The organism is Rhodococcus sp. ABRD24, from assembly GCF_004328705.1.
In the GTDB taxonomy this organism is placed as follows: domain Bacteria; phylum Actinomycetota; class Actinomycetes; order Mycobacteriales; family Mycobacteriaceae; genus Prescottella.
On the sequence record NZ_CP035319.1, the window covers coordinates 746,076 to 769,854 of the forward strand.

Consider the following 23,779-nt stretch of genomic DNA (forward strand, 5'->3'; position numbering starts at 1 on the left):
TCAGTTCGGACGGGCTGCCCGGCAGAGCACCTCGAGCTCGTCGACGACCGCGTCGAGCGGGGCGGAGCTACCCTGAGCCTGCGCGAGCACCAGTGCGCCCTCGAGGGCGCTGACGACAAGCACCGCCAGCGACGCCGACCTCGCCTCGGCGACTCCGTCCTCGACAAGACTGGCGGCGATGAGGTCGCGCCACTCTGCGAACGTTGCTCCGGCGACGTCCCGGGCACCAGGTTCGGTCCCGAGTGCGGCCGCCACCATCGGGCACCCCGACTCGTAGTTGCTGGCCTCGAGCCCGCGGCGCCACAGGTCCACGAGGGCCCGGAGCGCAGAGACGGTGTCGCCGGTCCCGAGCACGCGGGTGATCCCCCGGCCGAGGTACGCGGCGGCCGACCGGGTGGCCTCCGCCACGAGCTGGGACTTGCCGCCTGGAAAATGGTGGTAGATCGAGCCCCGCGGGGCCCCGCTGTGCGCTAGGACGTCCGCGAACGAAGTCGCGGCCACACCCCGCTCGCGCATGAGAGCAACGGCGCTGTCGATCATCGCGACCCGCGGCCCCGTCGTCGGATCCTGCCGTCTCACCATCACCATCGCCTCACAACTCTTGCCGGGCAGTTCTATGTATGTTGTCATACTTAGATTCGGACAGTCGACCACCACCAGGAGACATCGTGACCCAGCTCGCCGCACCACCGCACCCGTTCGACGTTGCCGTCGAACTCGATTCGTTCGATGCGGGCCGGTTTCACGGCCACACGGACCCGGCATACGCCAACATGGTGGGCCCGTTCGGCGGCATCACCGCGGCCACGCTGCTGCGAGCAGTGATGCAGCATCCCGAGTGCCTGGGTGAACCGCTGTCCCTGACCGTCAACTTCGCGGGTCCGATCGCCGACGGCCCGTACGACGTCTCCGCGTATCCGACCCGTACGAACCGCGCCACCCAGCACTGGAACGTCGAGCTCACGCAGGACGGTGCAGTCACCACGACCGCCACCGCAGTCTTCGGCGTCCGACGTCAGACGTGGTCGTCCACCGAAATCACACCGCCGACCGCACCCGCTGCGGATAGCATTGCGCCGCAGTCGTTCCCCGACGCCATCGCGTGGGCCCGCAACTACGACATTCGCTTCGTCGAGGGATCCATCCCCGCTCCCGAAGACGGCACTGCCGGTGAGCAGCCCAACTCGACCACCACGTTGTGGGTACGCGACACCCCGCCGCGGCCGCTGGACTTCCCTGCCCTGACCGCGCTGTGCGACGTCTTCTACCCGCGCGTGTTCCTGCGTCTCGGCCGCTACCTGCCGGCCGGCACGATTTCGCTCACCGTCTACTTCCACGCCGATTCGGCATCGATCGCCGCACAGTCGGACAACGCCGTCCTCGGCACAGCGCGTACCCAGCGCTTCGGGAACGGCTACTTCGACCAGTCCGCAGAGATCTGGGGCCGTGACGGAGCCCTGCTCGCCACCACCCATCAACTGGTCTACTTCAAGGCCTGATCACCTGGCCGGAGAGCGGACGGCGAGCAGGGCGACCAGCCCGACAGCGAGGACTACGAGCAGCCCCACGATGCCGGCCCGGTCGGCGCCGAACCACCACGCGAAGAAGCCGAACAGTGTCGGCGCGAGAAATGACACGGCGCGGCCGGTGGTCGCGTAGAGCCCGAACAACTGCCCCTCCCGCCCGGGCGGAGTGATCCGTGCCAGGAACGTTCGCGACGACGACTGGGCCGGTCCGACGAACAGGCACAGCAGCAGCCCGAAGATCCAGAACAGCAGCGTGCCGGAGACGGCGATCAGCACGACCCCGACGACGAGCATCGCGGCCAGCGATCCGGCGATGACGACCTTGGGGCCGAGGCGGTCGTCGACGCGTCCGGCCGCAACGGCACCCAGTGCGGCAATCACATTGGCGGCGACTCCGAAGAGCAGCACACTGTCAGCGGCCAGGCCGTAGACGTTGACCGCGAGCACCGCACCGAACGTGAACACCCCGGCCAGCCCGTCCCGGAACAGCGCACTCGCGATCAGGAACCAGACGGTGTGCCGGTCGGCGTGCCACAGCTCCTTCAGATCCCGCCACAGCACGCGGTAGGACTCGACGAATCCGGCCTTCGCGGCGCCGGTATCGGCGGCGATTCGCGGCAACTCGGGGACAGTCAGCAGCACCGGGATCGCGAACACCGCGAACCACACGGCCGCAAGCACCGCGACCAGCCGGATGTTGAGGCCGGCGTCGGTCGTCAGCCCCAGCAGCCCACGGGTGTCGCCGTCCCCGGCAATGAACCCGAAGTAGCACACCAGCAGCAGCACGATTCCGCCGAAATAGCCCATTGCCCAGCCGAACCCGGACACCCTGCCGATGTTCGCCGGAGTCGACACCTGACGCAGCATCGCGTTGTACGGCACGCCCGCGAGTTCGAAGATCACCGAACCCGCGCCCAACAGGACCAGCCCGAGCCACAGGTACCGGTAGTCATCGACAACGAAGAACATGCAGGCCATCGCGGCCACGGTGAGGAAGGTCAGAGCCGCGAGTGAACGCTTGCGACGTCCGGTGGCGTCGAATCGCTGCCCGCTCACCGGCGCGAGCACCGCAATGAAGAAGCCCGCGATGCCGAGCGACCAGCCCAGCCATGTACTCGCCGAGATCGAGCCGGGCAGGTCCTCGCCCACAGCGTCGGTGAGATAGACGGAGAAGACGAAGGTCAGGACAACGGCATTGAACGCCGCCGAACCCCAGTCCCACAGACCCCAGGCCGCGACCTGCCGACGCGTCGCCGCTTGTCCGATGGCGGCCTCCCCGGCCAACCCGGTACTCATGGGCGCGAGCCTAGTGCGGCGGGACCCGGTTCTCTTGTCGGCAACACACCGAGCACTCTCACAGAAAGTGCTCGAGGCGTTCGCCGCGACCCGTGGCGTCCTGGTGGTACTGGGGCGCTTCTAGGGAGCGAGCCGGTATCGGGACTCGTACTCCTCGCGTTCCTCGTCGATCCGAAGCTGCCGGTGCTTGTCGAGGAGTTTGGGATCGAGGCCGTGACTGACGAGGCGGTGACGCAGGTAGACGTTCTTCAGCGCGAGCAGGAAGTACACGAACGGCAGGAACAGCAGAAGGACCATGCTGATTCGGATGAGCCACGGTCCGGGAACGAACAGCAGGCCTGCAAGGACCGGGACGAGCGGGACCAAGCAGCGAATCACGTACCGGCGGGTGGCGCCGGTACCGGTGATGTCGTGGACCACCCAGTCGTGTAGGTCTGCTGGAAGAGTCCGGCCGGCGAGGTAACCGAGACGCCGGCGGGTCGTCGGGGTGGGGGTGCTGGTTGGCATCGGGTCAGTCCTCGGTGCTCGTGGAGACGTAGTGGTGGTCGGGAAAGACGAGCATCCGGGCGTAGCTGATCGCGCGTGGGGTCGTGTCGAAAACATGCCGCTCCTCGCTGTCGGCGGTGGTAAACACGCCGAGAGCTTCCAGCGGTCGCAGATGCTCGGGCTTGATTCCGGAGATGAGCACGGTGATGTGGCGGTGTTCGAGCTTCGTGATGGCGTCCTTGAGGACAATGGCGCCGGTGGCGTCGAGTGCGGTGACGCGCGACATCCGCAGAATGACTACCTTCACGTCGGCAACCTCGGCGAGTTCCAAGAGGAAACGGTGCGCGGCGGCAAAGAACAGAGCGCCGTCGATGCGGTAGGCGACGATGTGCTCGCGTAGAAGTTCGTGCTCTTCGGTCATATGGTCGTCACCCTCGAGAGGTACTTGCTCGATTCGTGCGGACTTGGCCACTGCCCTCAGTGCGAGGATCGCAGCGAAGCCGACGCCGACCGCGACCGCGGTCACCAGATCGAAGACGACGGTGACAAGAAACGTTGCGACCATCACGATGGTGTCAGCTCGGGTGGCTCGGGCGATCGCGAGAACGGAAGCGGTCTCGACCATCCGAACGGTGGTGGCGAGCAGCACGCCGGCCAGAGCGGCCAGCGGGATTTCCGCCACCAGGCCGGCAGCCAGATACACGATGGCGGCGAGGATGAGCGCGTGGGTCAGGGCCGCGAGCCGGGTGCGGGCTCCGGAGCGGACATTGACCGCGGTCCGTGCGATGGCGCCTGTGGCGGGGACTCCGCCGAACAGGGGCGCGGCGATGTTCGCCAGACCCTGGCCGAACAGCTCCCGGTCCGGGTTGTGTCTGGTGCCGACGGCCATCGAATCAGCGGCAGTCGCCGACAAGAGCGATTCCAACGCAGCCAAGGCAGCTACCGCGAGCGCAGGCGCGATCAATGAGGTGAGATCACCCAGGTGCAGGAAACTCAGTGTCGGTGCCGAGAATCCGGAGGGAATGGTGCCGATCCGTGCGAGATCGAGGTCGAACAACTGCGCGCCTACAGTCGCGGCAACGACCGCCAAGAGAGAGAACGGGACTCTCGGCAAGTAACGTCCGCCGATGAGGATTGCCACTGCAACCATCAGCGCGACCATCGGCGTCAGGATCGACGGACTCTCCACGAACCGACGCACTGCGGCGAAGGCGCTCTGCCACACCTTCCCACCTTCGGCCCCTTCGATCCCGAGGGCCGCGGGGACCTGCTGGAGGGCGATGACGACAGCAATACCTGCAGTAAACCCCTCGATCACCGGTGCCGGCATGTACCGCACCGCTCGTCCTACTCCCGCGAACGCCAGCACGACCAGCATCACTCCAGCGACCAGACCGACCGCCAGAACCCCTGACGGCCCGTACTGGGCCACGATGGGCACCAGGACCACCGTCATCGCCCCGGTCGGACCGGACACCTGGAAGCGGGAGCCACCGAACACTGCCGCGACGACGCCGGCGACAACCGCTGTCGTCAAGCCTGCCGCGGCGCCGAGACCTGAGCTGACACCGAAGCCCAACGCCAGCGGCAGTGCCACAAGCGCAACGATGAGACCCGACAACAGGTCCGCTCCGGGCGCGCGGATCGCCGGGCTCCAGTCACCCCACCGAGGCAGGAGCTCGGCGACCGACCGAACGGCACCGGTGAGATGTCCACCGGTCGTAGTCGCAGACCTACTCAGGTTTCCCGGCTCTGCCATGTGCAATGTCCTCAGTATGCCGATGGTTCGTAACTTACTAATTGCTAATGTTAGCAACTAATGAGGCGAGAGTTTGGGAGCATGGGTGTGACCTGGCCCAAGTCGAGATCGGTTCGACTCAGGCCAGGCCACGAAGACGTGGAGCGAGGGGGATCGACGTGTCACGCTCCACGCCTCGTCATAGGGGGCGTTTCCACCCCGATTGTGGCCGCCTCATTGCTCGGCGCGGCGAACCCGACGAAAGTCCCGGTCGCGCACCGGGATCGAGTAACCGCGGATGTCCGAGCCGTTCAGTCGCAGTTTGAGGGCCGCGAGTTCCTCTCGCAGGGCGTCGGGGAGAGTGTTGCCGCCGATGGTGGCGAACCACTCATCAATCAGTCCAGTTTCGGCGATCCACTCGTCGGGGTCGACGGTCAGTGCCGCCGCCACCGCAGAGGGATCGACGGGCAGGCCCGTCAGATCGAGATCGTTTACAGAGGGTACGTTCCCGACCGGTGTCATGTCGGCTCGCGCAGTGCCGTCGATCCGCTGCAGCGCCCATTTGAGAATGCGGGAGTTCTCGCCGAAACCGGGCCACAGGAACATGCCGTCGTCGCTACGTCGGAACCAGTTGACGTAGAAGATCTTCGGTAGCTTCTCCGGGTCGGACTTCGTGCCGATTTCGAGCCAGTGCGCGAAGTAGTCGCCGACATGGTAACCGAGGAACGGAAGCATGGCCATGGGATCGCGGCGCACCACACCGACCTTGCCGGTGGCAGCGGCGGTGGTCTCCGACGACAGGGTAGAGGCGAGGAACACCCCGTGCTGCCAGCTCGAGGCCTCAGTGACGAGAGGAATCGTGGTGGCGCGGCGGCCGCCGAAGAAAATCGCCGAGATCGGTACGCCGGCGGGGTCGTTCCACTCCGGGGCGACGGTCGGGCACTGAGCGATTGGCGTGCAGTAGCGCGAGTTCGGATGCGCAGCAGTCCTTCCCGTATCGGGAGTCCAGCCCTGACGTCGCCAGTCCGTGAGGTGCGCGGGCGGCTGATCTGTCATGCCCTCCCACCAGACGTCGCCATCATCGGTGAGGGCAACGTTGGTGAAGATCGAGTTTCCTCGTTCGATAGTCGCCATCGCGTGGGGGTTGGTGTGCTCCCCGGTACCGGGTGCAACACCGAAGAAGCCGGCCTCAGGGTTGACCGCGTAGAGGCGCCCGTCCTTGCCGAACCGCATCCAGGCGATGTCGTCGCCTATGGTTTCCGCGGTCCACCCGTCGAGCGTGGGTTCGAGCATCGCGAGGTTCGTCTTCCCGCACGAGGACGGGAAGGCGGCCGCAATGTAGTGCACTTTCCGCTCGGGGGAGGTGAGCTTGAGGATGAGCATGTGCTCCGCGAGCCAGCCCTCGTCCTTGGCCATCTTCGACGCGATGCGCAGCGAGTAGCACTTCTTGCCGAGCAGCGCGTTACCGCCGTAGCCGGAGCCGTAGCTCCAGATCATTCGTTCTTCGGGGAAGTGCGAGATGTATTTGGTCTGATCGCACGGCCACGTGGAGTCGGTCTGACCCGAGTACAGCGGGGACCCGACCGAGTGGAGACATTTGACGAATTCGATTCCGGTGGTGAGCTTTTCCCACACCTCCGCGCCGGATCGGGTCATGATCTGCATCGAGACGGCGACGTACTCCGAATCGGTGATCTGGACACCGAACTTCGGCTCGGCGGCATCGAGTGGTCCCATGCAGAATGCGATCACGTACATCGTGCGGCCGACCATGGCGCCGCGGTAATGCTCGGTCATCACTGTCTTCATGTCGACAGGGTCCATCCAGTTGTTCGTCGGTCCGGCATCGGACTGCGACGTCGAGCAGATGAACGTGCGATCTTCCACCCGCGCTACGTCGTTGGGGTCCGAGGCACACCAGAACGAGTTCGACTTGCCTTCGAGACGAACGAAGGTGCCCTTGTCGACCAGCTGGTTTGTCAGGCGGTCCCATTCGCTGGCGGAGCCGTCACACCACACCACGGCGTCAGGGCTGGTGAGGTCCGCGATATCGGTGACCCAGGACGTGATCTCCTCGTGTGTGGTCGGGGCGGCCTCGATGCCGGTCGCAGGCGGTGTGGTCACGGTGTTCTCCTCGCGGAAGTCGTTGGGTGTGGTCTGCGAAGTCTCGTGTGCTGCTACCAGTCGGCGGGATGGGCGATGACGCGGCCGACCTGCCGGGCGATGGCACGGATGACGAGCCGGTCGCCCGGTTCCGGCAGCGCCCGGCCGAGGGGTGTGGTCAGTGCCACCGCCCTCGCTGCGGCGGCGAGTACCTCGGCGGTCACCTCTCGCGTCTCGTACCCACACAGAGCGCTCATCAGACCCGGCACGACCAACTGACCGAACCGGTAGGGGTCGGCTGGACAGCGCACGGTGCGACCGGGCGCGTCCGTGTCGGCTGCAGTGCCGGCGAGATCGATCAGAACGTCGTGACGCTCCATCAACCGTCGCAGGGGAAACGCATGGGCATCACTGTTGCGCCAGTTGGCAACCTCATCGATTCCGCATTTCATCAAGGTCGGGCCGAGAAGAGGCGCGTGTTCGGGGCCGCTGACCACGACCCGCCCCGAGCGAGGTGCGGTACCGCTGCCGCGAAGGAGTGAGATCGTCGTCGCTGCGAGTACGGCTGTGACCGCGTCGAGTTCGGTCAGGATCAACGGCCCACCGCAGGCAGCCACGTCTCGTTTGATCTGGGAGCTTTCGCGGGCCCCGATACCGGTCACGAATGCCACCGATACCCGCGGCGCGGCGACGAGTCGCGATGCGACGACCTGGACATCCCCTGTTGCGACAGGAAGGCTCAGCACACGAATCGGCGCATGTTTGCGGATCAGATCCGCGTACTGCTCCATCGCGGCCCACGGCGAGCGAGGCGGAGCGGTCCGAGAACGGACGCGGCGTGACGCGCACACTGCCACAACCGCGACGTCGATCCTCGGCGCTGGCACGGCTACGAGTCGACGAATGTCGCGGTCATCGTCCTCGTCGGCCACCATATCCATCCATTCATCCAAGGTATGCATATTAGAAATTTCGCAATCAGTAGTGAGCGTCGATTCACTCGACGGGGAATCGTCGATCAGCTGGCGGCGTCGCCGACCAGGGTGGTCTCTGGCAGATCCTCGAGTAGCTCGGCCTGACCGGCTACGACGCCAGTGAGGATCCCTCGCGCAATCGCCAACAGATCGGCGACCTGAGGAGAAGTCAGGGCGTAGGAGACCGACAAGCCCTCGCGCCTGCCTGTCACCAGCCCGGCCCTGCGCAGGATCGACAGCTGCTGGGACAGGTTCGCCGGTTCGATACCGACCTCAGGCAGCATCTCCGAGACGGCGTGGTCGCGCTCACTGAGCAACTCGAGGACGCGAATGCGAGCTGGATGGCCCAGCGTCTTGAAGAAGTCCGCTTTCATCTGATAGAGCGGTTGGCGCGAGTTCGCAACCACGGCGCCTCCTGTCTTCTACTTCGTCGAGTCGTGCGGCAGCCTCGGCCCCGCAGGGGGTCTTGATCGCCGCCTGAAAGCCCAAGGCATCATCTCACACGAACTGCACTACTTGCGAATCTTAGCAACTTGATGGACGCTCGTGGTGAGCGCGGGCGGGAGGCGCTCCGCGCTACTGCACTATTCAGTATGGCCATCGTTCCTCGGTGCCGCGCAGAAGCCGAAAACCATTGGAATGTCGACTTATTCACTCTTCACCTGATAGTAAGAACATGTTCCAGTTCTGGCAGCGAAAGGAGCCCGCCGTGGGCACACCAGTAATCGTCGAGGCAGTTCGCACCCCGATCGGAAAGCGCGGTGGCTGGCTGTCCGGCCTGCACGCGGCCGAGATCCTCGGGGCTGCCCAGAAGGGAATCGTGGACCGAGCGGGTATCGATCCGCTGTTGGTCGAGCAGGTCATCGGCGGGTGTGTCACGCAGGCCGGGGCGCAGTCCAACAACGTCACCCGCACCGCGTGGCTCGCCGCCGGTCTGCCCTGGCAGACCGGCGCCACCACCGTCGACTGCCAGTGCGGCTCCGCACAACAGGCCAACCACCTCATCGCCGGTCTCATCGCCACCGGTGCGATCGACATCGGCATCGCGTGCGGCGTCGAGGCCATGAGCCAGGTTCCCCTGGGCGCCAACGTCGGCACCGAGGCCGGGCCGCGTCGTCCAGCGTCCTGGGACATCGACATGCCCAACCAGTTCGAGGCCGCCGAGCGCATCGCACGCCGCCGCGGCGTCACCCGCGACGACATCGACGCCCTCGGTGTCCGCTCACAGGCCCTCGCGAAGCAGGCGTGGGCCGAGGGCCGCTTCGCACGCGAGGTGCTCCCGGTGACCGCCCCCGTCATCGGCGCGGACAAGCTACCCACCTCGGAGACGAATGTCGTCAGCCGCGATCAGGGCCTGCGCGACACCACCGCCGAGTCCCTCGCGAAGCTCAAACCCGTCCTCGAGGGCGGCATCCACACCGCCGGCACCTCGTCACAGATCTCCGACGGCGCCGCGGCCGTCCTGCTCATGGACTCCGATCGCGCCCGCGCACTCGGCCTGACACCACGCGCCCGTATCGTCAGCCAAGCCCTCGTCGGCGCCGAACCCGAGTACCACCTCGACGGCCCCGTCCAGGCCACCTCGCGGGTACTCGAGAAGGCCGGCATGAAGATCGGCGATCTCGACCTGTTCGAGATCAACGAGGCGTTCGCGTCCGTCGCCCTGTCCTGGGCGCAGGTCCACGGCCCGGACATGGACAAGGTCAACGTCAACGGCGGCGCGCTCGCGCTCGGACATCCCGTGGGCAGCACCGGTTCCCGCCTGATCACCACCGCCCTGCACGAGCTCGAACGCCGCGACGCGTCGACCGCGCTGATCACCATGTGCGCCGGCGGCGCACTGGCCACCGGCACCATCATCGAGCGGATCTGACGGCAGTTGACTCGTCGACCTGCCCCACGCTTCGTTACCCCCAGCCGGTATGAAGATCAGGCCGGGATGGACGGGTTCTCGTAGCGTAGGGGCAGTGCCGACGGCGACCGCACCCACCGGAGAGCGCGACGTCCTCTGTCTCGGGAACCACCGTCCCCGTCCGCGGGTGCCCGGATTCTCACAGCCCGGCTTCGAGCTCGGCCGCCCGCCGCCATTCGTCAGCCAGTCCCGGTCCAACGTCCGCCGTATCCCTTGCTCGAGCCAGCAGTTCTCGGGCCAGATCCAGCTCACCGCGGCGGACCGCGACGTCGGCCCTCAGCACCAGCAGCTTCACGAGCTGGACGGCGGTCGGCTCGTCGTCGCTGCGATGCAGTGCCCGATCCAGGACCTTCACCGCGAGCTCGAGGTCCTGCTTGGCATCGGCGAACAGCGATCCCATCTGGATCGCCCGGTCGAATGTGTTCTGCGGCAACGGCCTGTGCTGTTGATCTTCGCTGATCGGCTGGGCGATCTGAATGGTATTCCCACCGGGATCGATCATCAGAAACTGTCGGACGCCGTAGCTCATATCCTTCAACGCACCCACCCGCGGAACCCCCTGTGTGGGGACTGACCCGAAGGACTCCTGCATCCCCTGAGTGAAGATCTCGTACAAGGAGTCGACGTCATCGGTGTCGACTAGGCAGCCATGTGCGCAGGACATCGGATCGAAGTCCTTGTCTCCATAGAAATTCAGCTCGATACCCCCACGCTGCACGCTCAGAAACTGATACGGCGCCGTCTGCCGGAACGTGATCTCGAACCCCAACGCAGTGTAGAAATCGGCCACCGGATCAATCGACCGGGCCATCAACGCGGGAATCGTCTTCTCAGTCATGTCCACGACGGTAAAGACCGAATCCACCGCACGCACATGAAAGTGAGAACCCCGACTTTCCCTGGTCATCCGCGAATCAGTGCTATCTGCGGGCCTGCGACACGGCCGACCACGACGCCAACGATCGAATGAATGCCGATGTTTCATCTACGCAGTGAGAGGACTCGCAAGCGCCATTGGGAGTGTCTGAGTAACGGTGGATCCGGGTTGGCCAGACACTCCGAGCCGAGGGCTTGGCAGGAAGGATCGACCGTGCAGACGCTACGAGCGGTTTCGCCGAGTTGCATATTCACCTCGTTGCACACAAAATGGAACTGTGGCCCTCGAACACGCGATCCTCGTCTCTCTTGCCGAGCAGTCCGGCTCGGGGTACGAGCTCGCACGCCGATTCGACAAGTCGATCGGCTTCTTCTGGAGCGCCACGCACCAGCAGATCTACCGCGTCCTCAAGCGCATGGACGAGGCCGGCTGGGTCACGGGCGAGCCGATCGCACAGGAGGGCCGCCCCGACAAGAAGGTCTACCGCGTGAGCGCCGAGGGCCGCACCGAACTGGCCCGCTGGATCGCCGAGCCCACCGAGCCCGGACAGCTACGCAACGAACTCGCCGTGAAGATCCGCGGTGCCACCTACGGAAATCTGCCGTCGCTACTGGCCGAGGTGACCCGGCATCGGGATGAGCACGCCTCGCGCCTCGACCTGTACCACCGGATCGAACAGCGCGACTTTCCCACCCCCGAACGCCGCACCGGCACCGCCCTGCACCAGTACCTCGTCCTACGAGGCGGTATCCGCATCGAGGCGGGTTTCGTCGACTGGTGCGACGAGGTGCTGAACGCCCTCCGCAACTCCTGATCCCCCGTGACGCCAGATCGTCAGCCCTGATCGAAAGGCCCAGCATGTCTTCGCAGTTCCCGCTCCTACTCTCCCCCCTCGATCTCGGTTTCACGACGCTGCGCAACCGCGTGATCATGGGGTCGATGCACACCGGCCTCGAGGACCGCGCGAAGAATACTGCACGGCTGGCCGAGTTCTATGCCGAGCGCGCCCGCGGCGGCGTCGGGCTGATCGTCACCGGCGGCTACGCCCCCAACCGGACGGGCTGGCTGCTGCCGTTCGGCGCCAAGCTCACCAACCGGTTCGAGGCCCGCCGGCACCGCACCATCACGAAGGCCGTGCACGACGCGGGCGGAAAGATCGCGCTGCAGATCCTGCACGCCGGCCGCTACAGCTATCAGCCGCTGAGCGTGTCCGCGTCGTCGATCAAGGCGCCCATCAACCCATTTCGACCGCGCCGTCTGACGAGCCGCGGCGTGCGCTGGCAGATCCGCAACTTCGTCCGGTGCGCCCGCCTGGCCCGTTCGGCGGGTTACGACGGCGTCGAGATCATGGGCGGCGAAGGCTATCTCATCAACCAGTTCCTGTGCGAACGCACCAACAAGCGGACCGACGAGTGGGGCGGCACTCCGGCGAAGCGTCGCCGGATGGCGGTCGAGATCGTGCGAGGCACCCGCGCCGCCGTTGGACCGAACTTCATCATCGTGTTCCGACTGTCGATGGCCGACCTCGTCGAGGGCGGGCAGAGCTGGGACGAGATCGTCGCGCTCGCACAGGAAGTGGAGGCCGCGGGCGCCACCATCATCAACACCGACATCGGCTGGCACGAATCCCGCGTCCCGACGATAGTCACATCGGTGCCGCGCGCAGCGTTCGCCGACATCACCGACAAGCTCGCGAAGCACGTGTCGATCCCCGTAGCGGCGTCCAACCGGATCAACATGCCCGCGACCGCGGAGGAGATCCTCACTCGTGGTGACGCGCAACTGATCTCGATGGCCCGTCCGATGCTCGCCGACCCGATGTGGGTTCGCAAGGCGGAGGCGGGGACACCCGACGAGATCAACACCTGTATCGCATGCAACCAGGCGTGCCTCGATCATGCGTTCATGAACAAGCACGTCTCGTGCCTGCTCAATCCGCGCGCGGGACGCGAGACCGAACTGACGCTGCTGCCGACCCGACGCAAGAAGAAACTCGCCGTCGTCGGCGCCGGCCCGGCCGGACTGTCCGCGGCCCTCAATCTCGCGCAGCGCGGTCACGACGTCACGCTGTTCGAGGCGAACGACTCGATCGGCGGCCAGTTCGGCATCGCACAGAAGATCCCCGGCAAGGAGGAGTTCGCGGAGACGATCCGCTACTACCGCCGGCAACTCGACCTCGCGGAGGTCGACGTCCGGCTCGGCACCCGCGTCACCGCCGCAGAACTGATCGCGACCGGGTACGACGAGGTCATCCTGGCGACCGGCGTCACCCCGCGGGTACCGGCCATTGCCGGCATCGACCATCCGAAGGTGCTCTCGTACGCCGAGGTGGTGCGGGACGGAAAGCCCGTTGGCAAAACCGTCGCCGTCATCGGCGCGGGCGGCATCGGCGTCGACGTCAGCGAGTTCCTCACGCACGAGCACTCCCCCACCCTGGATCTGAAGGCGTGGAAGCAGGAGTGGGGCGTCACCGACCCCGAGTCCGCGCCCGGCGCACTGACCACGCCACGGCCGTCCCCGTCACCGCGCGAGGTGTACCTGCTGCAACGCAAGCCGGGACGGATCGGCGCGGGACTGGCCAAGACGACCGGCTGGGTGCACCGCGCTGCGCTGAAAGCCAAGGGCGTGCGCGAGCTGTCCGGGGTCAACTACGAGCGCATCGACGACGCGGGCCTGCACATCACGTTCGGCGAGAAGCGTCAGAATCCGCAGACACTGAACGTGGACACCGTCGTCGTCTGCGCGGGCCAGGAGTCGGTGCGTGACCTGGTCGACGAGCTGACGGTCGCCGGCGTCACGACGCACGTGATCGGCGGCGCCGACGTCGCGGCCGAACTCGACGCCAAGCGCGCGATCGAGCAGGGCACCCGGCTGGCGGCGAGCATCTGAGCGCATGACCACCACCGACAACCCCACCGACTACGCTGCACTCTCGTGAGCCTGCCGAATCCCACCCCTGACGCCCGCGCGGTCGTGACCGGCGCCTCCTCCGGCATCGGCGAGGCCCTCGCCGCCGAACTGGCCGCGCGCGGACACTCGCTGATCCTCGTCGCCCGCCGAGGCGACATCATGGAGAAGCTCGCCGCCCAGCTGCGCGAGAAGCACGGCGTCGAGGTCGAGGTCCGCGCCGTGGACCTGTCCGACCGTGACGGCCGGGCACCGCTCGTGGCCGAGCTGGCCGAACGCCAGATCTCGATCCTGTGCAACAACGCGGGCATCGCGACGTTCGGTCCGGTCGTCGACCTCGACCCGAGCTACGAGCGGGACCAGGTCGAGCTCAATGCAGTCGCCGTGCACGACCTGACGCTGGCTGCCCTGCCCGGCATGGTCGCCCGGAAGTCGGGTGCCATCCTCATGGTCGGCTCGGCCGCCGGTAACATGCCCATCCCGAACAACGCCACTTACGCGGCGACCAAGGCGTTCGTGAACACGTTCTCCGAGTCGCTACGCGGCGAACTCAAGGGCAGCGGCGTCAACGTCACGCTGCTTGCCCCGGGTCCGGTCCGTACCGAGACCCCGGACCCGGCCGAGGCGTCGATCGTCGACAAGCTGGTCCCGGACTTCCTGTGGATCTCGAGCGAGTACGTCGCGAGGGTCTCGCTCGACGCCCTCGCCGAGAACAAGATGCGGATCGTGCCGGGCATTCTGAGCAAGGGCATGTCGGTGGCCGGGCAGTACAGTCCGCGCGCGGCGATCGCCCCGATCGTCGGAACGTTCTACAAGAAGCTGGGCGGCTGAGCGGCGGAAGTTCCCGACGCTGCATCAACCGCGCATCAGGGCTTCGACGGGACCCGTCAAGCACCCGTCAAGAACCGGCCAATGGGCAAGCCGACGGCGTAGTTCTGAGAGGGACCCCGCTCCACCCGGATTGCGGGCTCCCTCAGGAGACGGCCGGTGACTCTGCTCGACATATTCCCTTCGCTCCGAACAACGATGACACCGCGCCTCGATCCGGCGCTGTGGCCGGTGACAACCAGCCACGACGACCGGGGCCGGATCTCCATCGGCGGCGTGGCCCTCGACGACATCGCGGACCAATACGGAACTCCGACCTACGTGCTGGACGAAGCGGACGTCCGGCACCGCTGCCGGACGTACCGCGCGGCGTTCCCCGAGGCCGAGATCGCCTACGCCGGCAAGGCGCTGCTGATCCGGGCCGTTGCAGACTGGATCACCCGCGAAGGCCTGTCTCTCGATGTGTGCTCCGCGGGCGAACTCGCCATCGCGTTGTCCGCCGGAGTCGATCCCCGGCGGATCATCCTGCACGGCAACGCCAAGTCGGCCACCGAACTGCGGACAGCGGTCGATGCCGGGGTCGGCCGGATCGTAGTGGACTCGCTCACCGAGATCCGGTTGCTCGCCTCCGTCGCGCCGCGTCGCCAGAAGGTGATGATCCGTGTCACTCCCGGCATCGACATCCACGGCCACCACGCGGTGACCACCGGTGTCGACGATCAGAAGTTCGGGTTCCCGCTGTCGCACAACCAGACCGGTGAAGCAGCCCGGCTCGTCCTCGAACAGCCCAATCTCCAGCTTGTCGGCCTGCACTGTCATCTCGGCTCCCAGATCGCCGACGTCGAGTGCTTCCGCTCGGCGATCGCACGACTCGTCGGGCAGATGGCATACATCCGCAGCGACCACGGCGTCATCCTCACCACCCTCGACATCGGCGGCGGGCACGCAGTCCCGTACCGCCCCGGGGATCCACAGACCGATCCGGCCGAGCTGGCCGCTCTGGTCGACGATGCTCTCGACGAGGCGTGCGCTCGCAACCGGTTCCCCCGCCCCCAGATCGTGCTGGAGCCGGGACGAGCTGTCGTTGCCCGCGCCGGCGTGACCCTCTACCGCGTGGTGTCGATCAAGACCATCCCCGGTGGCCGCACCTTCGTCTCCGTCGACGGCGGGATGAGCGACAACCCGCGGGTCGCGCTGTACGGCGCGCGATACGACGCCGCAGTGGCCAACCGCCACCCGACGGGTCGCCACACTCCGATGACGGTCGTCGGACGCTTCTGCGAGGCCGGCGACATCCTCGCTGTGGACGTGTCGCTCCCGGTCGATTTGCACCCGGGCGACGTCATCGCGGTGCCCTGTACGGGCGCCTACCACCACAGCCTTGCGTCGTCGTACAACGGCGTCGGACGGCCCCCCATCGTTGCAGTCCGTAACGGTAACGTTCGCGAACTGGTCCGGCGCGAGTCGGTCGCGGACCTCATGGGACGCGAGATCGGGATCTGACCTGAGCCAGTCAGTGAGACGGAGATCGGGCCCCGTATCAGTGAGTGAGACGGGCACCCGTCAGGGCGGCAATCTGGACAGCTCGTGACGCGTCGCCCACGAGCATTGCCAGCCTCGCTGACAGGAGCCTTCACACCGGGCGGTCACCGCCGTCGACGACGCCCGGTACCGAAGAGGCTGCGCGAGATCTCCCGGCCCGCCGCCGATCCCGCCGAACGCAGGAAGCTCTTGACCGCGGTGTTTCCGAGAACCTGCTCGACAACTGTGGGCTGCGCCGGTGGCAGCGGAGGCAGATCCGGGAGGGGCTGAACGTCGAGCACCGGATCGACCTCCGGTGCGCCGGCGACCTTCGATGCGAGCAACTCGTATGCGGACTCGCGGTCGACCGTCTGCCCATATTTGGACTGCAGCGCACTTGCCGCTGCCGCGACGCGGATCGCGTCGTCGCCGACCGTGTCCATCATCGAACGCGGCGGACGGATCCGGGTCCACGCGACCGGCGTCGGCACACCCTTCTCCGAGAGCACCGTCACGATGGCCTCGCCGATTCCGAGCGAGGTCAACGCCGCCTCGAGATCGTAGATATCCGTTCTCGGGTACGTACGCACCGTCTTGGTCAGAGCCTTCTGATCGTCCGGAGTGAAGGCGCGCAGCGCATGCTGCACCCGCGCACCCAGCTGCGACAGCACCGCGTTGGGCACGTCGGTGGGCATCTGCGTGCAGAAGAAGACGCCCACGCCCTTGGAACGGATCAACTTCACCGTCTGCTCCACCTGTGCCAGAAACGCTTTCGAGGCGTCGGCGAACAGCAGGTGCGCCTCATCGAAGATGAAGACCAACTTCGGCTTGTCGAGGTCACCCGCCTCCGGCAGCGTCTGGAACAGGTCTGCCAGCACCCACATGAGGAACGTCGAGAACATCGCCGGCCGCGTCGCCTGGTTACCGAGCTCGACCAGGGTGACCATGCCCCGGCCGTCGGCATCGACCCGCAGCAAGTCCTCGGTCTCGAGCTCGGGTTCACCGAAGAATGTGTCACCGCCGTTCGCCTCGAGGTTCACCAACGCGCGCAGGATGACCCCAGCGGTGGCCTTCGACACGCCCCCGATGCCCTCGAGGTCGGACTTGCCCTCGCCGGACGTCAGGTGGGCAATCACCGAACGAAGGTCCTTCAGATCGAGCAAGGCGAGTCCGCGAGCATCAGCCCAGTGGAAGATCAGCCCGAGCGTCGATTCCTGGGTTTCGTTCAACCCCAGCACCTTGCTGAGCAGGATCGGCCCGAAGCTGGTGATGGTGGCCCGCAACGGGATGCCGATGCCCTCGGTGCCGAGCGAGACGAATTCGACCGGAAACGCGCTCGGCACCCAATCCGGATCGCCCGCCTCGGCGGCCCGCGTCGCGATCTTCTCGTTGGAACTCCCCGGAGCCGACAGCCCCGACAGGTCACCCTTGACGTCGGCCATCACCACAGGAACCCCCGCGGCGGAGAGGTTCTCGCTGATGACCTGCAGGGTTCTGGTCTTCCCGGTTCCGGTGGCACCGGCGATCAGACCGTGCCGATTGACCATCGCGAGCGGAATCCGCACTCGCGCGTTGTGGTCGACGACGCCGTCGACCACAACCGTTCCCAGCTCGAGAGCCGCACCCTCCGAGGCGTAGCCGGCGGCGATCTCGGCGGCTCCGGACTTCCCGGCGTGCGACTGTGCATCCGTCGGATCAACTGTCATCAGCGTCCTCCTCGAAAGTGAAGCGCGATCACGAAGTTCCAACCTGGACGATATCGCGGCAGCCGCCTGACTACTGTGTCTCTCGTGCAAGACAAACTGGTATGGATCGATTGTGAGATGACGGGCCTACGGCTCGGCACCGACAAACTCATCGAAATTGCGGCCCTGGTCACCGACAGCGACCTCAACATTCTCGGCGAAGGCGTGGACATCGTCATCCACGCCGACGACGCAGCGCTGGCGGATATGCCGGACATCGTGACCGAGATGCACGCGAAGTCCGGACTCACCGAGGAGGTACGCACGTCGACGGTGTCCCTCGCCGAGGCCGAGCAATTGGTATTGGCGTACATCCGGCAGCATGTCCCGATCGCCGGCACCGTGCCGCTGGCCGGTAACTCGATCGCGACCGATCGCGGCTTCATCGCCCGGGACATGCCGGAACTCGACTCCCACCTGCACTACCGCATGATCGATGTCAGCTCGATCAAGGAGCTGTGCCGGCGCTGGTATCCGCGCATCTACTTCGGCCAGCCGGAGAAGGGCCTCGCGCATCGCGCACTCGCCGATATCAAGGAATCGATCCGGGAACTGAAGTTCTACCGGCGCACCGCCTTCGTCGCCGAACCTGGACCGTCAACCTCCGAGGTTGCCGCCATCGTGACCGAACTCGGACCGGCCTGACCAGCCGATTGGCACTTTGGTCGATCAACAGGCTAATATCTGTCTCGCTGACGTTACCGACTCCGGTCGGCAACGAAAGTGATGGTGAGTGTAGTTCAGTTGGTAGAGCACCAGGTTGTGATCCTGGCTGTCGCGGGTTCGAGTCCCGTCACTCACCCCGAAGAAACGCCCCCGACATCAGCCGGGGGCGTTTTTCGTTACATGACGGCACGTCCACCGGCCACCCACCACAACGGGGATCGCCTTTTCGCCACTCCCGGCAAGCACGCGAACCGGCCGAAACAGGCGAAACTCACAAGTCCCACTCAGTGGGACCTGTAGCGAACGATCCGATCCGGAGCCCCCTACTGTCGTCCGCAGCACCTTTGAAGCCACGGCATCGAATGTGTCACCCCCCACTCGCATTACACGACAGGAGCTTCAAAATGGGTTCTTCCGAGACTGACCTCGCCCTGATCAAGCAGATCCAGCCGGTTGTCACCGGCATCGGCGGCGTTCTCGCCGGCATTGGAGCGATCCTCAGCCTCGTCGGTGCGCTGAACGCCCTCTTCCCCGCGTAGAGGTCTCACCGCAGACGTTTCCGCGAGAAGCGGCCGGCACCCATCGGGTGCCGGCCGCTCTTCGTTGTGTGCCCGCACGGCACCGGAGTGTGCCCGCACGGCGCAGAACACCACCGCGGCGTTCCGCACCGTGATTGCTAGTCGAACAGTGTGGGCGCGTCGCCCTCGTCATGCTCCCCCACCGGCGCTGGGGCCGCGGAGCCCGGCGCCGCCTTACGGACCACGGTCAGCGTCGTTGTCCGACGCGACAGTCGATGCCCGTCCGCGTGCTCGAGCAGTGCCATGCCATGCCGGACCCCGAGAACGGTCCACGGGCCCGCGTGGCCCGCCGCCTGCACGAGATCCCCTACTCCAACCGATTCCACGTGCAGCTCCCGTTCTTCAGACGATCAGGTCACAGCCAGAATATCGACCTCGGATCCGGACGAATCGGCTGCGTACCGCTACTGCACCGACTCGAAGCGCGATGTCAGGCATTACCGGCCTGCCACGTCGCCCACGGAATGTTCCAGTCACCGAGGCCCTCGGTACCTGACAACGTGCCACCCACGGTGTTCTTCACGATCACAATGTCGCCGCGCTTGGTGTTGTCGTAGATCCACTTCGCGTTCGCGGGACTGAGATTGAGGCACCCGTGACTTGTGTTGGTGTTCCCCTGCTCGGCCAGCGACCAGGGGGCCGAATGGAAGAAGATGCCGCTGTAAGACATCCGTGTAGCCCAGTCCACCGGCGTCTTGTACCCGTCCGGTGAGTTCACCGGCACTCCATAGGTGGACGAATCCATCACGAGGTGGTCGAAACGATCGCCGATGATGTAGACGCCGTTGTCCGTCGGCGTGCTGTCCTTGCCCATCGAGGTCGGCATCGTCTTGACGGCTCGGCCCGAGACGTTGACCGTCACCTGTTTGGTGTCGTCGTCGGCGGTGATGACGACGGCGTCGCCGATCGTGAAGGACGAGTGGACGTCCTCCTGCCCGAACAGCCCATTGCCGAGGTCACGTCCGTAGGACTTGACGTCGACGCTCACCTGGGTGCCCGGCACCCAGTAGTCCTGTGGACGCCACCGCACCTCGCGGTTGTTGAGCCAGTAGAAGGCGCCCTCGACGGGCGGCACGGTGACGATCGTGATCGCCGCCTCGGCTGCCTTGCGGTCGGGAATGTTCTCGTCGAACTGGACGGCGACGGGTTGCCCGATACCGACGACGCTGCGATCGCCCGGCATGACGTACGGCTTGGTGAGATTGCCGGGCGCACTGGTGGTGAATGCCAGCGAGGTGGACGTCCCGCCGGCGAGACCGTACGCATCCGCCTGCAGCGTGTACGTGCGGTTGTATCCCAGCGGTTCGGTGTTGACCCAGGACAACCCGTCGGGCGCTATGGCGCCGGCAACGGCCTTACCCTCTGGATTACGCAATGTGACGCCCGAGAGTCGACCGTCGGTGACACGCACCGCGACGGGATCTCCCGGCGAAATGCCCACCGCGCCGTCCGCGACGGTGACGCTCACCTTCGGATTGACCAGAGCAATCAGGGGATTCGAGTCGATCGGTCCCGAAGCAGCGGTAGAGGTACCCGCCGAACTGGTGGAGATGGTGCAGCCGGTGAGGAGCATCACGATGCCGAGCATCCCCGCGACCGCCACACCGGCGGAACGCATGCTCGAGCCTCGTCCGATACTCCGCGACCGCCGACCTTCTCCGCGCCACGCCCTCATGAAAACCCCACCTCACACCACAGAACTGCCACGACACACCCGGGGGCGCACCCCCATCGACGTGGCGGCCGATCCGGCCCCACGTCCTCCTGCATGATGCCAGGGCGCCGCACCGGCTCTCCGACGACGTGCCGGGCGCCGAGTAACGGTCGAATACCAATCGCTACCAGCGGCTGAATGCCTCGGGGTTCCCCTTCCAGGAAGATGCGGAACGACTGATTTGCATTCGCCGGAATCGGTCCGTTAATGTTCATTCCGCACCGAGCGAGGGACATCTCGCGAAGTACTGCGCCGCTAGCTCAACTGGCAGAGCAAGTGACTCTTAATCACTGGGTTCGGGGTTCGAGTCCCTGGCGGCGCACGCTAGTCCGCTAGCAACCAGTTTGCGCCTATAGCTCAGTTGGTAGAGCAAGTGACTCTTAATCACTGGGTCCGGGGTTCGAGTCCCTGTGGGCGCACTGAGAAGAGGCCCCCCGCACATCATGTGCGGGGGGCCTCTTCCGTTCCCGTGCGAGGCGGCGCGGGCGGGTCGTCAGGTCACACGATCACCCGGAAGGTGTGCGCTGACGTCCGACCCGACGCGTGGACGCCTCCGGTTCGAGTCAGCGGAAGATCTTGCGCAACACCAGTAGACCGACGACAGCGCCGGCACCGATGAGAGCCGCCTTGACCGCAGGCTCGTTGAGCTTCGCGAGAACGCTCTGCTTGGTGGTCTCGACGAGGCGCTTGGGATTGGTGCGGACGGCCAGCACGTCGAGTGTCTGCGCGAGCTGATTGCGGGCGTTCTCGATGTCCCGTTCGATGCTCTCGGTGTCCCTGGCCACGTGTCCTCCAACTAGTTCGAATCGGTGCGGCTGTCATGCCGGCCGTGCCGGTGACGCTACCGGCACAGCTCGACACAACCGTAGAGCAGAAGGGCGCGCGCGGCGGCGAGCGCACCCTCTCCCACCTTCGGTAGCCTCACCCCGTGACCGAGAACAGGCTCGCCCCCGGAGACACCGCCCCCGAATTCACGCTGCCCGACGCCGACGGAAGAAGTGTGTCGCTCGCCGACTACCGCGGACGCAAGGTGATCGTCTATTTCTACCCTGCCGCGAGCACGCCAGGATGCACCAAACAGGCCTGCGACTTCCGCGACAGCCTCGCCGAGCTGAACGGAGCCGGCCTCGACGTCGTCGGAATCTCCCCCGACAAGCCCGCCAAGCTCGCCAAGTTCCGCGACAACGAGGCGCTGACGTTCCCGCTGCTGTCGGATCCAGAGAAGACGACACTCACCGCGTGGGGCGCGTTCGGCGAGAAAAAGATGTACGGCAAGGTCGTCCAGGGCGTCATCCGCTCGACCTTCCTGGTCGACGAGAACGGCAAGATCGAAGTAGCCCAGTACAACGTGCGCGCTACCGGCCACGTTGCCAAGCTGCGCCGCGACCTCTCCGTCTGACGCCGATGCCCGCTCAGCCGAGGCCCTGCAGAAAGAGGGCCTCGGCGACCGCGAGATTCTCGATCTCCGACGGGTCCACGCTCTCGTTGGGCGCATGGATCAGCGCACGCGGTTCCTCGACTCCCATCAGCACGATCTCGGCGTCCGGGAACTGCTGTGCCAGCACGTTGCACAGTGGAATGGTCCCGCCCTGCCCGGCCTCTGCGAGCGGGGCTCCGAACGCGGTCTCCATCGCGGACGTCAGCGCCGTGTAACCGGGCCCCGACGTCCGCGCCCGGAACGGCGATCCGACGGCCTCGCGTTCGACCGTCACGTGCGCACCCCACGGCGCTGACCGCTCGAGGTGCGCGACGAGCGCGTCCTGCGCCCGCTGCGAGTCCATGCCGGGCGGCACCCGGAGGTTGAGCCGGGCCGACGCACGCGGCTGGATCGCCGCTGCCGAACCGACCACGGGCGGCGCATCGACGCCGAGGATCGTCAGCGCAGGCCGCGCCCACACCGCGTCCGCCACCGAGCCGGATCCCGTGAGGCGGACACCGTCGAGCACGCCCGCATCGAGACGGAACTGCTCCTCCGGGTACTGCGCGCCATCCCAGTCCTGCGCGGTGTCGAGCCCGTCGACGACGGTGTTGCCGCCGTGATCGCGCAGCGTCGACAACATTTGTACGAGTGCGGCCAAGGCATCGGGAGCGGAGCCACCGTACATGCCCGAGTGCAGTTCCCCCGCGAGCGTTTCCACATGCACCACGACGTTGGCGATGCCGCGCAGGCTGGTAGTGACGGTGGGCCGACCCACGGCAACGTTGCCGGTGTCCGCGATCACAACGACGTCCGCGGTGAACAAGTCCGGCCGATCCAGGACCAACTGCTCGAGTCCCCCGGCCCCCGTCTCCTCGGATCCCTCGGAGACGATCCGGATCCCGACGGGCAGGGGCCCATCCGCCGCCAACGCCCGCAACGCGAGCAGATGCATCACGACGTTGCCCTTGCAGTCGGCGGCGCCGCGTCCGTACCAGCGTCCGTCACGTTCCGTCAGCTCGAACGGCGGGGACTGCCACAGCGTCTCGTCACCCGCAGGCTGGACGTCGTAGTGGCTGTAGAGCAGCACTGTCGGCGCGCCCGACGGGCCCGGCTGGTGGCCCACCACCGCGTCCGACCCGTCCGCGGTCCGGATCAACTCGACCTGTCCGATACCGGCGGCGCGAAAAGCGTCGGCAACCCAGTTCGCGGCATCGGCACATTCCTGAGGCGGCGCCTGCCTGGCATCGGCGATCGAGCGAAAAGCGACCAGCGCCGCGAGTTCCTCACGCGCCGTCGGCATGAGCTGCCGGACCCGAGTCCGGATTCGCTCCGACACTTCCACGGACACCTCCAGTGATCTCGACGATGCGTCGACACGAGCCTACGAGCCGTGTCCGCGCGGCGGGGCGACAGCTGGAGCATGTCCGAGAAATGCCGGGCGCCGGCGATGGGAACGACCCGGTGCGAGGCGGCGAACGTCAGGTTAGG

At 66.2% G+C, this 23,779-nt stretch carries 22 protein-coding genes and 3 tRNA genes; 12 read left to right on the forward strand and 13 right to left on the reverse strand.

Going from position 1 to position 23,779, the window contains the following annotated elements; genetic code table 11:
• Window positions 1-540: a TetR/AcrR family transcriptional regulator gene (locus ERC79_RS03275; protein WP_242676840.1), complete on the reverse strand. Its 540-nt coding sequence runs from the start codon at window positions 538-540 to the stop codon at window positions 1-3.
• 128 nt (window positions 541-668) lie between these two features.
• Between ERC79_RS03275 and ERC79_RS03280 the strand changes: the two genes are divergently transcribed.
• A complete protein-coding gene (locus ERC79_RS03280) occupies window positions 669-1,499 on the forward strand; it encodes a thioesterase family protein (RefSeq protein WP_131575699.1) in 831 nt (276 codons plus the stop codon).
• Here the strand turns inward: ERC79_RS03280 and ERC79_RS03285 are convergent, their stop codons facing one another.
• The 6 genes from ERC79_RS03285 to ERC79_RS03310 all read right to left on the reverse strand — a co-directional run bounded on the left by ERC79_RS03285 (window position 1,500) and on the right by ERC79_RS03310 (window position 8,530).
• A complete protein-coding gene (locus ERC79_RS03285; RefSeq protein WP_131575700.1) occupies window positions 1,500-2,822 on the reverse strand; it encodes an MFS transporter in 1,323 nt (440 codons plus the stop codon). It abuts the gene before it with no gap.
• 120 nt (window positions 2,823-2,942) lie between these two features.
• On the reverse strand, window positions 2,943-3,329 hold the full coding sequence (locus tag ERC79_RS03290) for a DUF5313 family protein (RefSeq protein WP_131575702.1): 387 nt from the start codon (window positions 3,327-3,329) through the stop codon (window positions 2,943-2,945).
• 4 nt (window positions 3,330-3,333) lie between these two features.
• Window positions 3,334-5,067, reverse strand: coding sequence for a SulP family inorganic anion transporter (locus ERC79_RS03295; RefSeq protein ID WP_131575704.1), 1,734 nt, complete (start codon window positions 5,065-5,067; stop codon window positions 3,334-3,336).
• A gap of 213 nt (window positions 5,068-5,280) precedes the next feature.
• A complete protein-coding gene (locus ERC79_RS03300) occupies window positions 5,281-7,170 on the reverse strand; it encodes a phosphoenolpyruvate carboxykinase (GTP) (RefSeq protein ID WP_131575705.1) in 1,890 nt (629 codons plus the stop codon).
• 53 nt (window positions 7,171-7,223) lie between these two features.
• The gene (locus tag ERC79_RS03305; RefSeq protein ID WP_242676734.1) at window positions 7,224-8,102 is read right to left on the reverse strand and encodes a hypothetical protein; all 879 of its coding nucleotides are present in this window, start codon (window positions 8,100-8,102) and stop codon (window positions 7,224-7,226) included.
• Window positions 8,103-8,167: 65 nt separating this feature from the next.
• On the reverse strand, window positions 8,168-8,530 hold the full coding sequence (locus ERC79_RS03310) for a metalloregulator ArsR/SmtB family transcription factor (RefSeq protein WP_131575707.1): 363 nt from the start codon (window positions 8,528-8,530) through the stop codon (window positions 8,168-8,170).
• 302 nt (window positions 8,531-8,832) lie between these two features.
• Between ERC79_RS03310 and ERC79_RS03315 the strand changes: the two genes are divergently transcribed.
• Window positions 8,833-9,996, forward strand: coding sequence for a steroid 3-ketoacyl-CoA thiolase (locus ERC79_RS03315; RefSeq protein WP_131575709.1), 1,164 nt, complete (start codon window positions 8,833-8,835; stop codon window positions 9,994-9,996).
• Window positions 9,997-10,174: 178 nt separating this feature from the next.
• On the opposite strand, the gene ERC79_RS03320 is transcribed toward ERC79_RS03315, so the two are convergent.
• Window positions 10,175-10,873 carry a VOC family protein gene (locus ERC79_RS03320; protein ID WP_242676735.1) on the reverse strand — a complete coding sequence of 233 codons (699 nt, stop codon included), beginning with the start codon at window positions 10,871-10,873 and terminating at the stop codon, window positions 10,175-10,177.
• A gap of 316 nt (window positions 10,874-11,189) precedes the next feature.
• Between ERC79_RS03320 and ERC79_RS03325 the strand changes: the two genes are divergently transcribed.
• From ERC79_RS03325 to lysA, 4 genes are all read left to right on the forward strand, one after another.
• Window positions 11,190-11,726 (forward strand): PadR family transcriptional regulator, encoded by a 537-nt coding sequence (locus ERC79_RS03325; protein ID WP_131575710.1) that lies wholly within the window; start codon window positions 11,190-11,192, stop codon window positions 11,724-11,726.
• Between the two features lie 44 nt (window positions 11,727-11,770).
• The gene (locus ERC79_RS03330; RefSeq protein WP_131575712.1) at window positions 11,771-13,801 is read left to right on the forward strand and encodes an NADPH-dependent 2,4-dienoyl-CoA reductase; all 2,031 of its coding nucleotides are present in this window, start codon (window positions 11,771-11,773) and stop codon (window positions 13,799-13,801) included.
• A gap of 45 nt (window positions 13,802-13,846) precedes the next feature.
• Entirely contained in the window at window positions 13,847-14,650 is an 804-nt protein-coding gene (gene cmrA, locus ERC79_RS03335) for a mycolate reductase (protein WP_131575714.1), read from the forward strand.
• Window positions 14,651-14,806: 156 nt separating this feature from the next.
• The gene (gene lysA / locus ERC79_RS03340; protein ID WP_131575715.1) at window positions 14,807-16,150 is read left to right on the forward strand and encodes a diaminopimelate decarboxylase; all 1,344 of its coding nucleotides are present in this window, start codon (window positions 14,807-14,809) and stop codon (window positions 16,148-16,150) included.
• 143 nt (window positions 16,151-16,293) lie between these two features.
• Here the strand turns inward: lysA and ERC79_RS03345 are convergent, their stop codons facing one another.
• Complete coding sequence (locus tag ERC79_RS03345) at window positions 16,294-17,874, reverse strand: helicase HerA-like domain-containing protein (RefSeq protein WP_131575717.1); 1,581 nt, start codon at window positions 17,872-17,874, stop codon at window positions 16,294-16,296.
• Between the two features lie 84 nt (window positions 17,875-17,958).
• Between ERC79_RS03345 and orn the strand changes: the two genes are divergently transcribed.
• The 3 genes from orn (at window position 17,959) to ERC79_RS23690 (ending at window position 19,118) form a co-directional block, all read left to right on the forward strand.
• Window positions 17,959-18,558, forward strand: coding sequence for an oligoribonuclease (gene orn / locus ERC79_RS03350; protein WP_131575719.1), 600 nt, complete (start codon window positions 17,959-17,961; stop codon window positions 18,556-18,558).
• An 84-nt stretch (window positions 18,559-18,642) separates the two neighbouring features.
• Window positions 18,643-18,715, forward strand: a tRNA-His gene (locus ERC79_RS03355).
• 268 nt (window positions 18,716-18,983) lie between these two features.
• Window positions 18,984-19,118, forward strand: a complete 135-nt coding sequence (locus tag ERC79_RS23690) for a hypothetical protein (RefSeq protein ID WP_278249721.1) — start codon at window positions 18,984-18,986, stop codon at window positions 19,116-19,118.
• A gap of 137 nt (window positions 19,119-19,255) precedes the next feature.
• Here the strand turns inward: ERC79_RS23690 and ERC79_RS03360 are convergent, their stop codons facing one another.
• Both ERC79_RS03360 and ERC79_RS03365 read right to left on the reverse strand, forming a co-directional pair.
• On the reverse strand, window positions 19,256-19,483 hold the full coding sequence (locus ERC79_RS03360) for a hypothetical protein (RefSeq protein WP_131575721.1): 228 nt from the start codon (window positions 19,481-19,483) through the stop codon (window positions 19,256-19,258).
• A gap of 104 nt (window positions 19,484-19,587) precedes the next feature.
• A complete protein-coding gene (locus ERC79_RS03365; protein ID WP_207390416.1) occupies window positions 19,588-20,775 on the reverse strand; it encodes an Ig-like domain-containing protein in 1,188 nt (395 codons plus the stop codon).
• 345 nt (window positions 20,776-21,120) lie between these two features.
• On the opposite strand from ERC79_RS03365, the gene ERC79_RS03370 reads away from it, so the two are divergent.
• Window positions 21,121-21,193, forward strand: a tRNA-Lys gene (locus tag ERC79_RS03370).
• 24 nt (window positions 21,194-21,217) lie between these two features.
• Window positions 21,218-21,290: transfer RNA gene (locus ERC79_RS03375), tRNA-Lys, on the forward strand.
• 144 nt (window positions 21,291-21,434) lie between these two features.
• On the opposite strand, the gene ERC79_RS03380 is transcribed toward ERC79_RS03375, so the two are convergent.
• Complete coding sequence (locus ERC79_RS03380) at window positions 21,435-21,656, reverse strand: DUF3618 domain-containing protein (protein WP_131575723.1); 222 nt, start codon at window positions 21,654-21,656, stop codon at window positions 21,435-21,437.
• A gap of 143 nt (window positions 21,657-21,799) precedes the next feature.
• Between ERC79_RS03380 and bcp the strand changes: the two genes are divergently transcribed.
• Complete coding sequence (gene bcp / locus ERC79_RS03385; protein WP_131575725.1) at window positions 21,800-22,270, forward strand: thioredoxin-dependent thiol peroxidase; 471 nt, start codon at window positions 21,800-21,802, stop codon at window positions 22,268-22,270.
• A gap of 13 nt (window positions 22,271-22,283) precedes the next feature.
• Here the strand turns inward: bcp and ERC79_RS03390 are convergent, their stop codons facing one another.
• A complete protein-coding gene (locus tag ERC79_RS03390) occupies window positions 22,284-23,627 on the reverse strand; it encodes a dipeptidase (protein WP_207390417.1) in 1,344 nt (447 codons plus the stop codon).
• Window positions 23,628-23,779 lie beyond the last annotated feature (152 nt).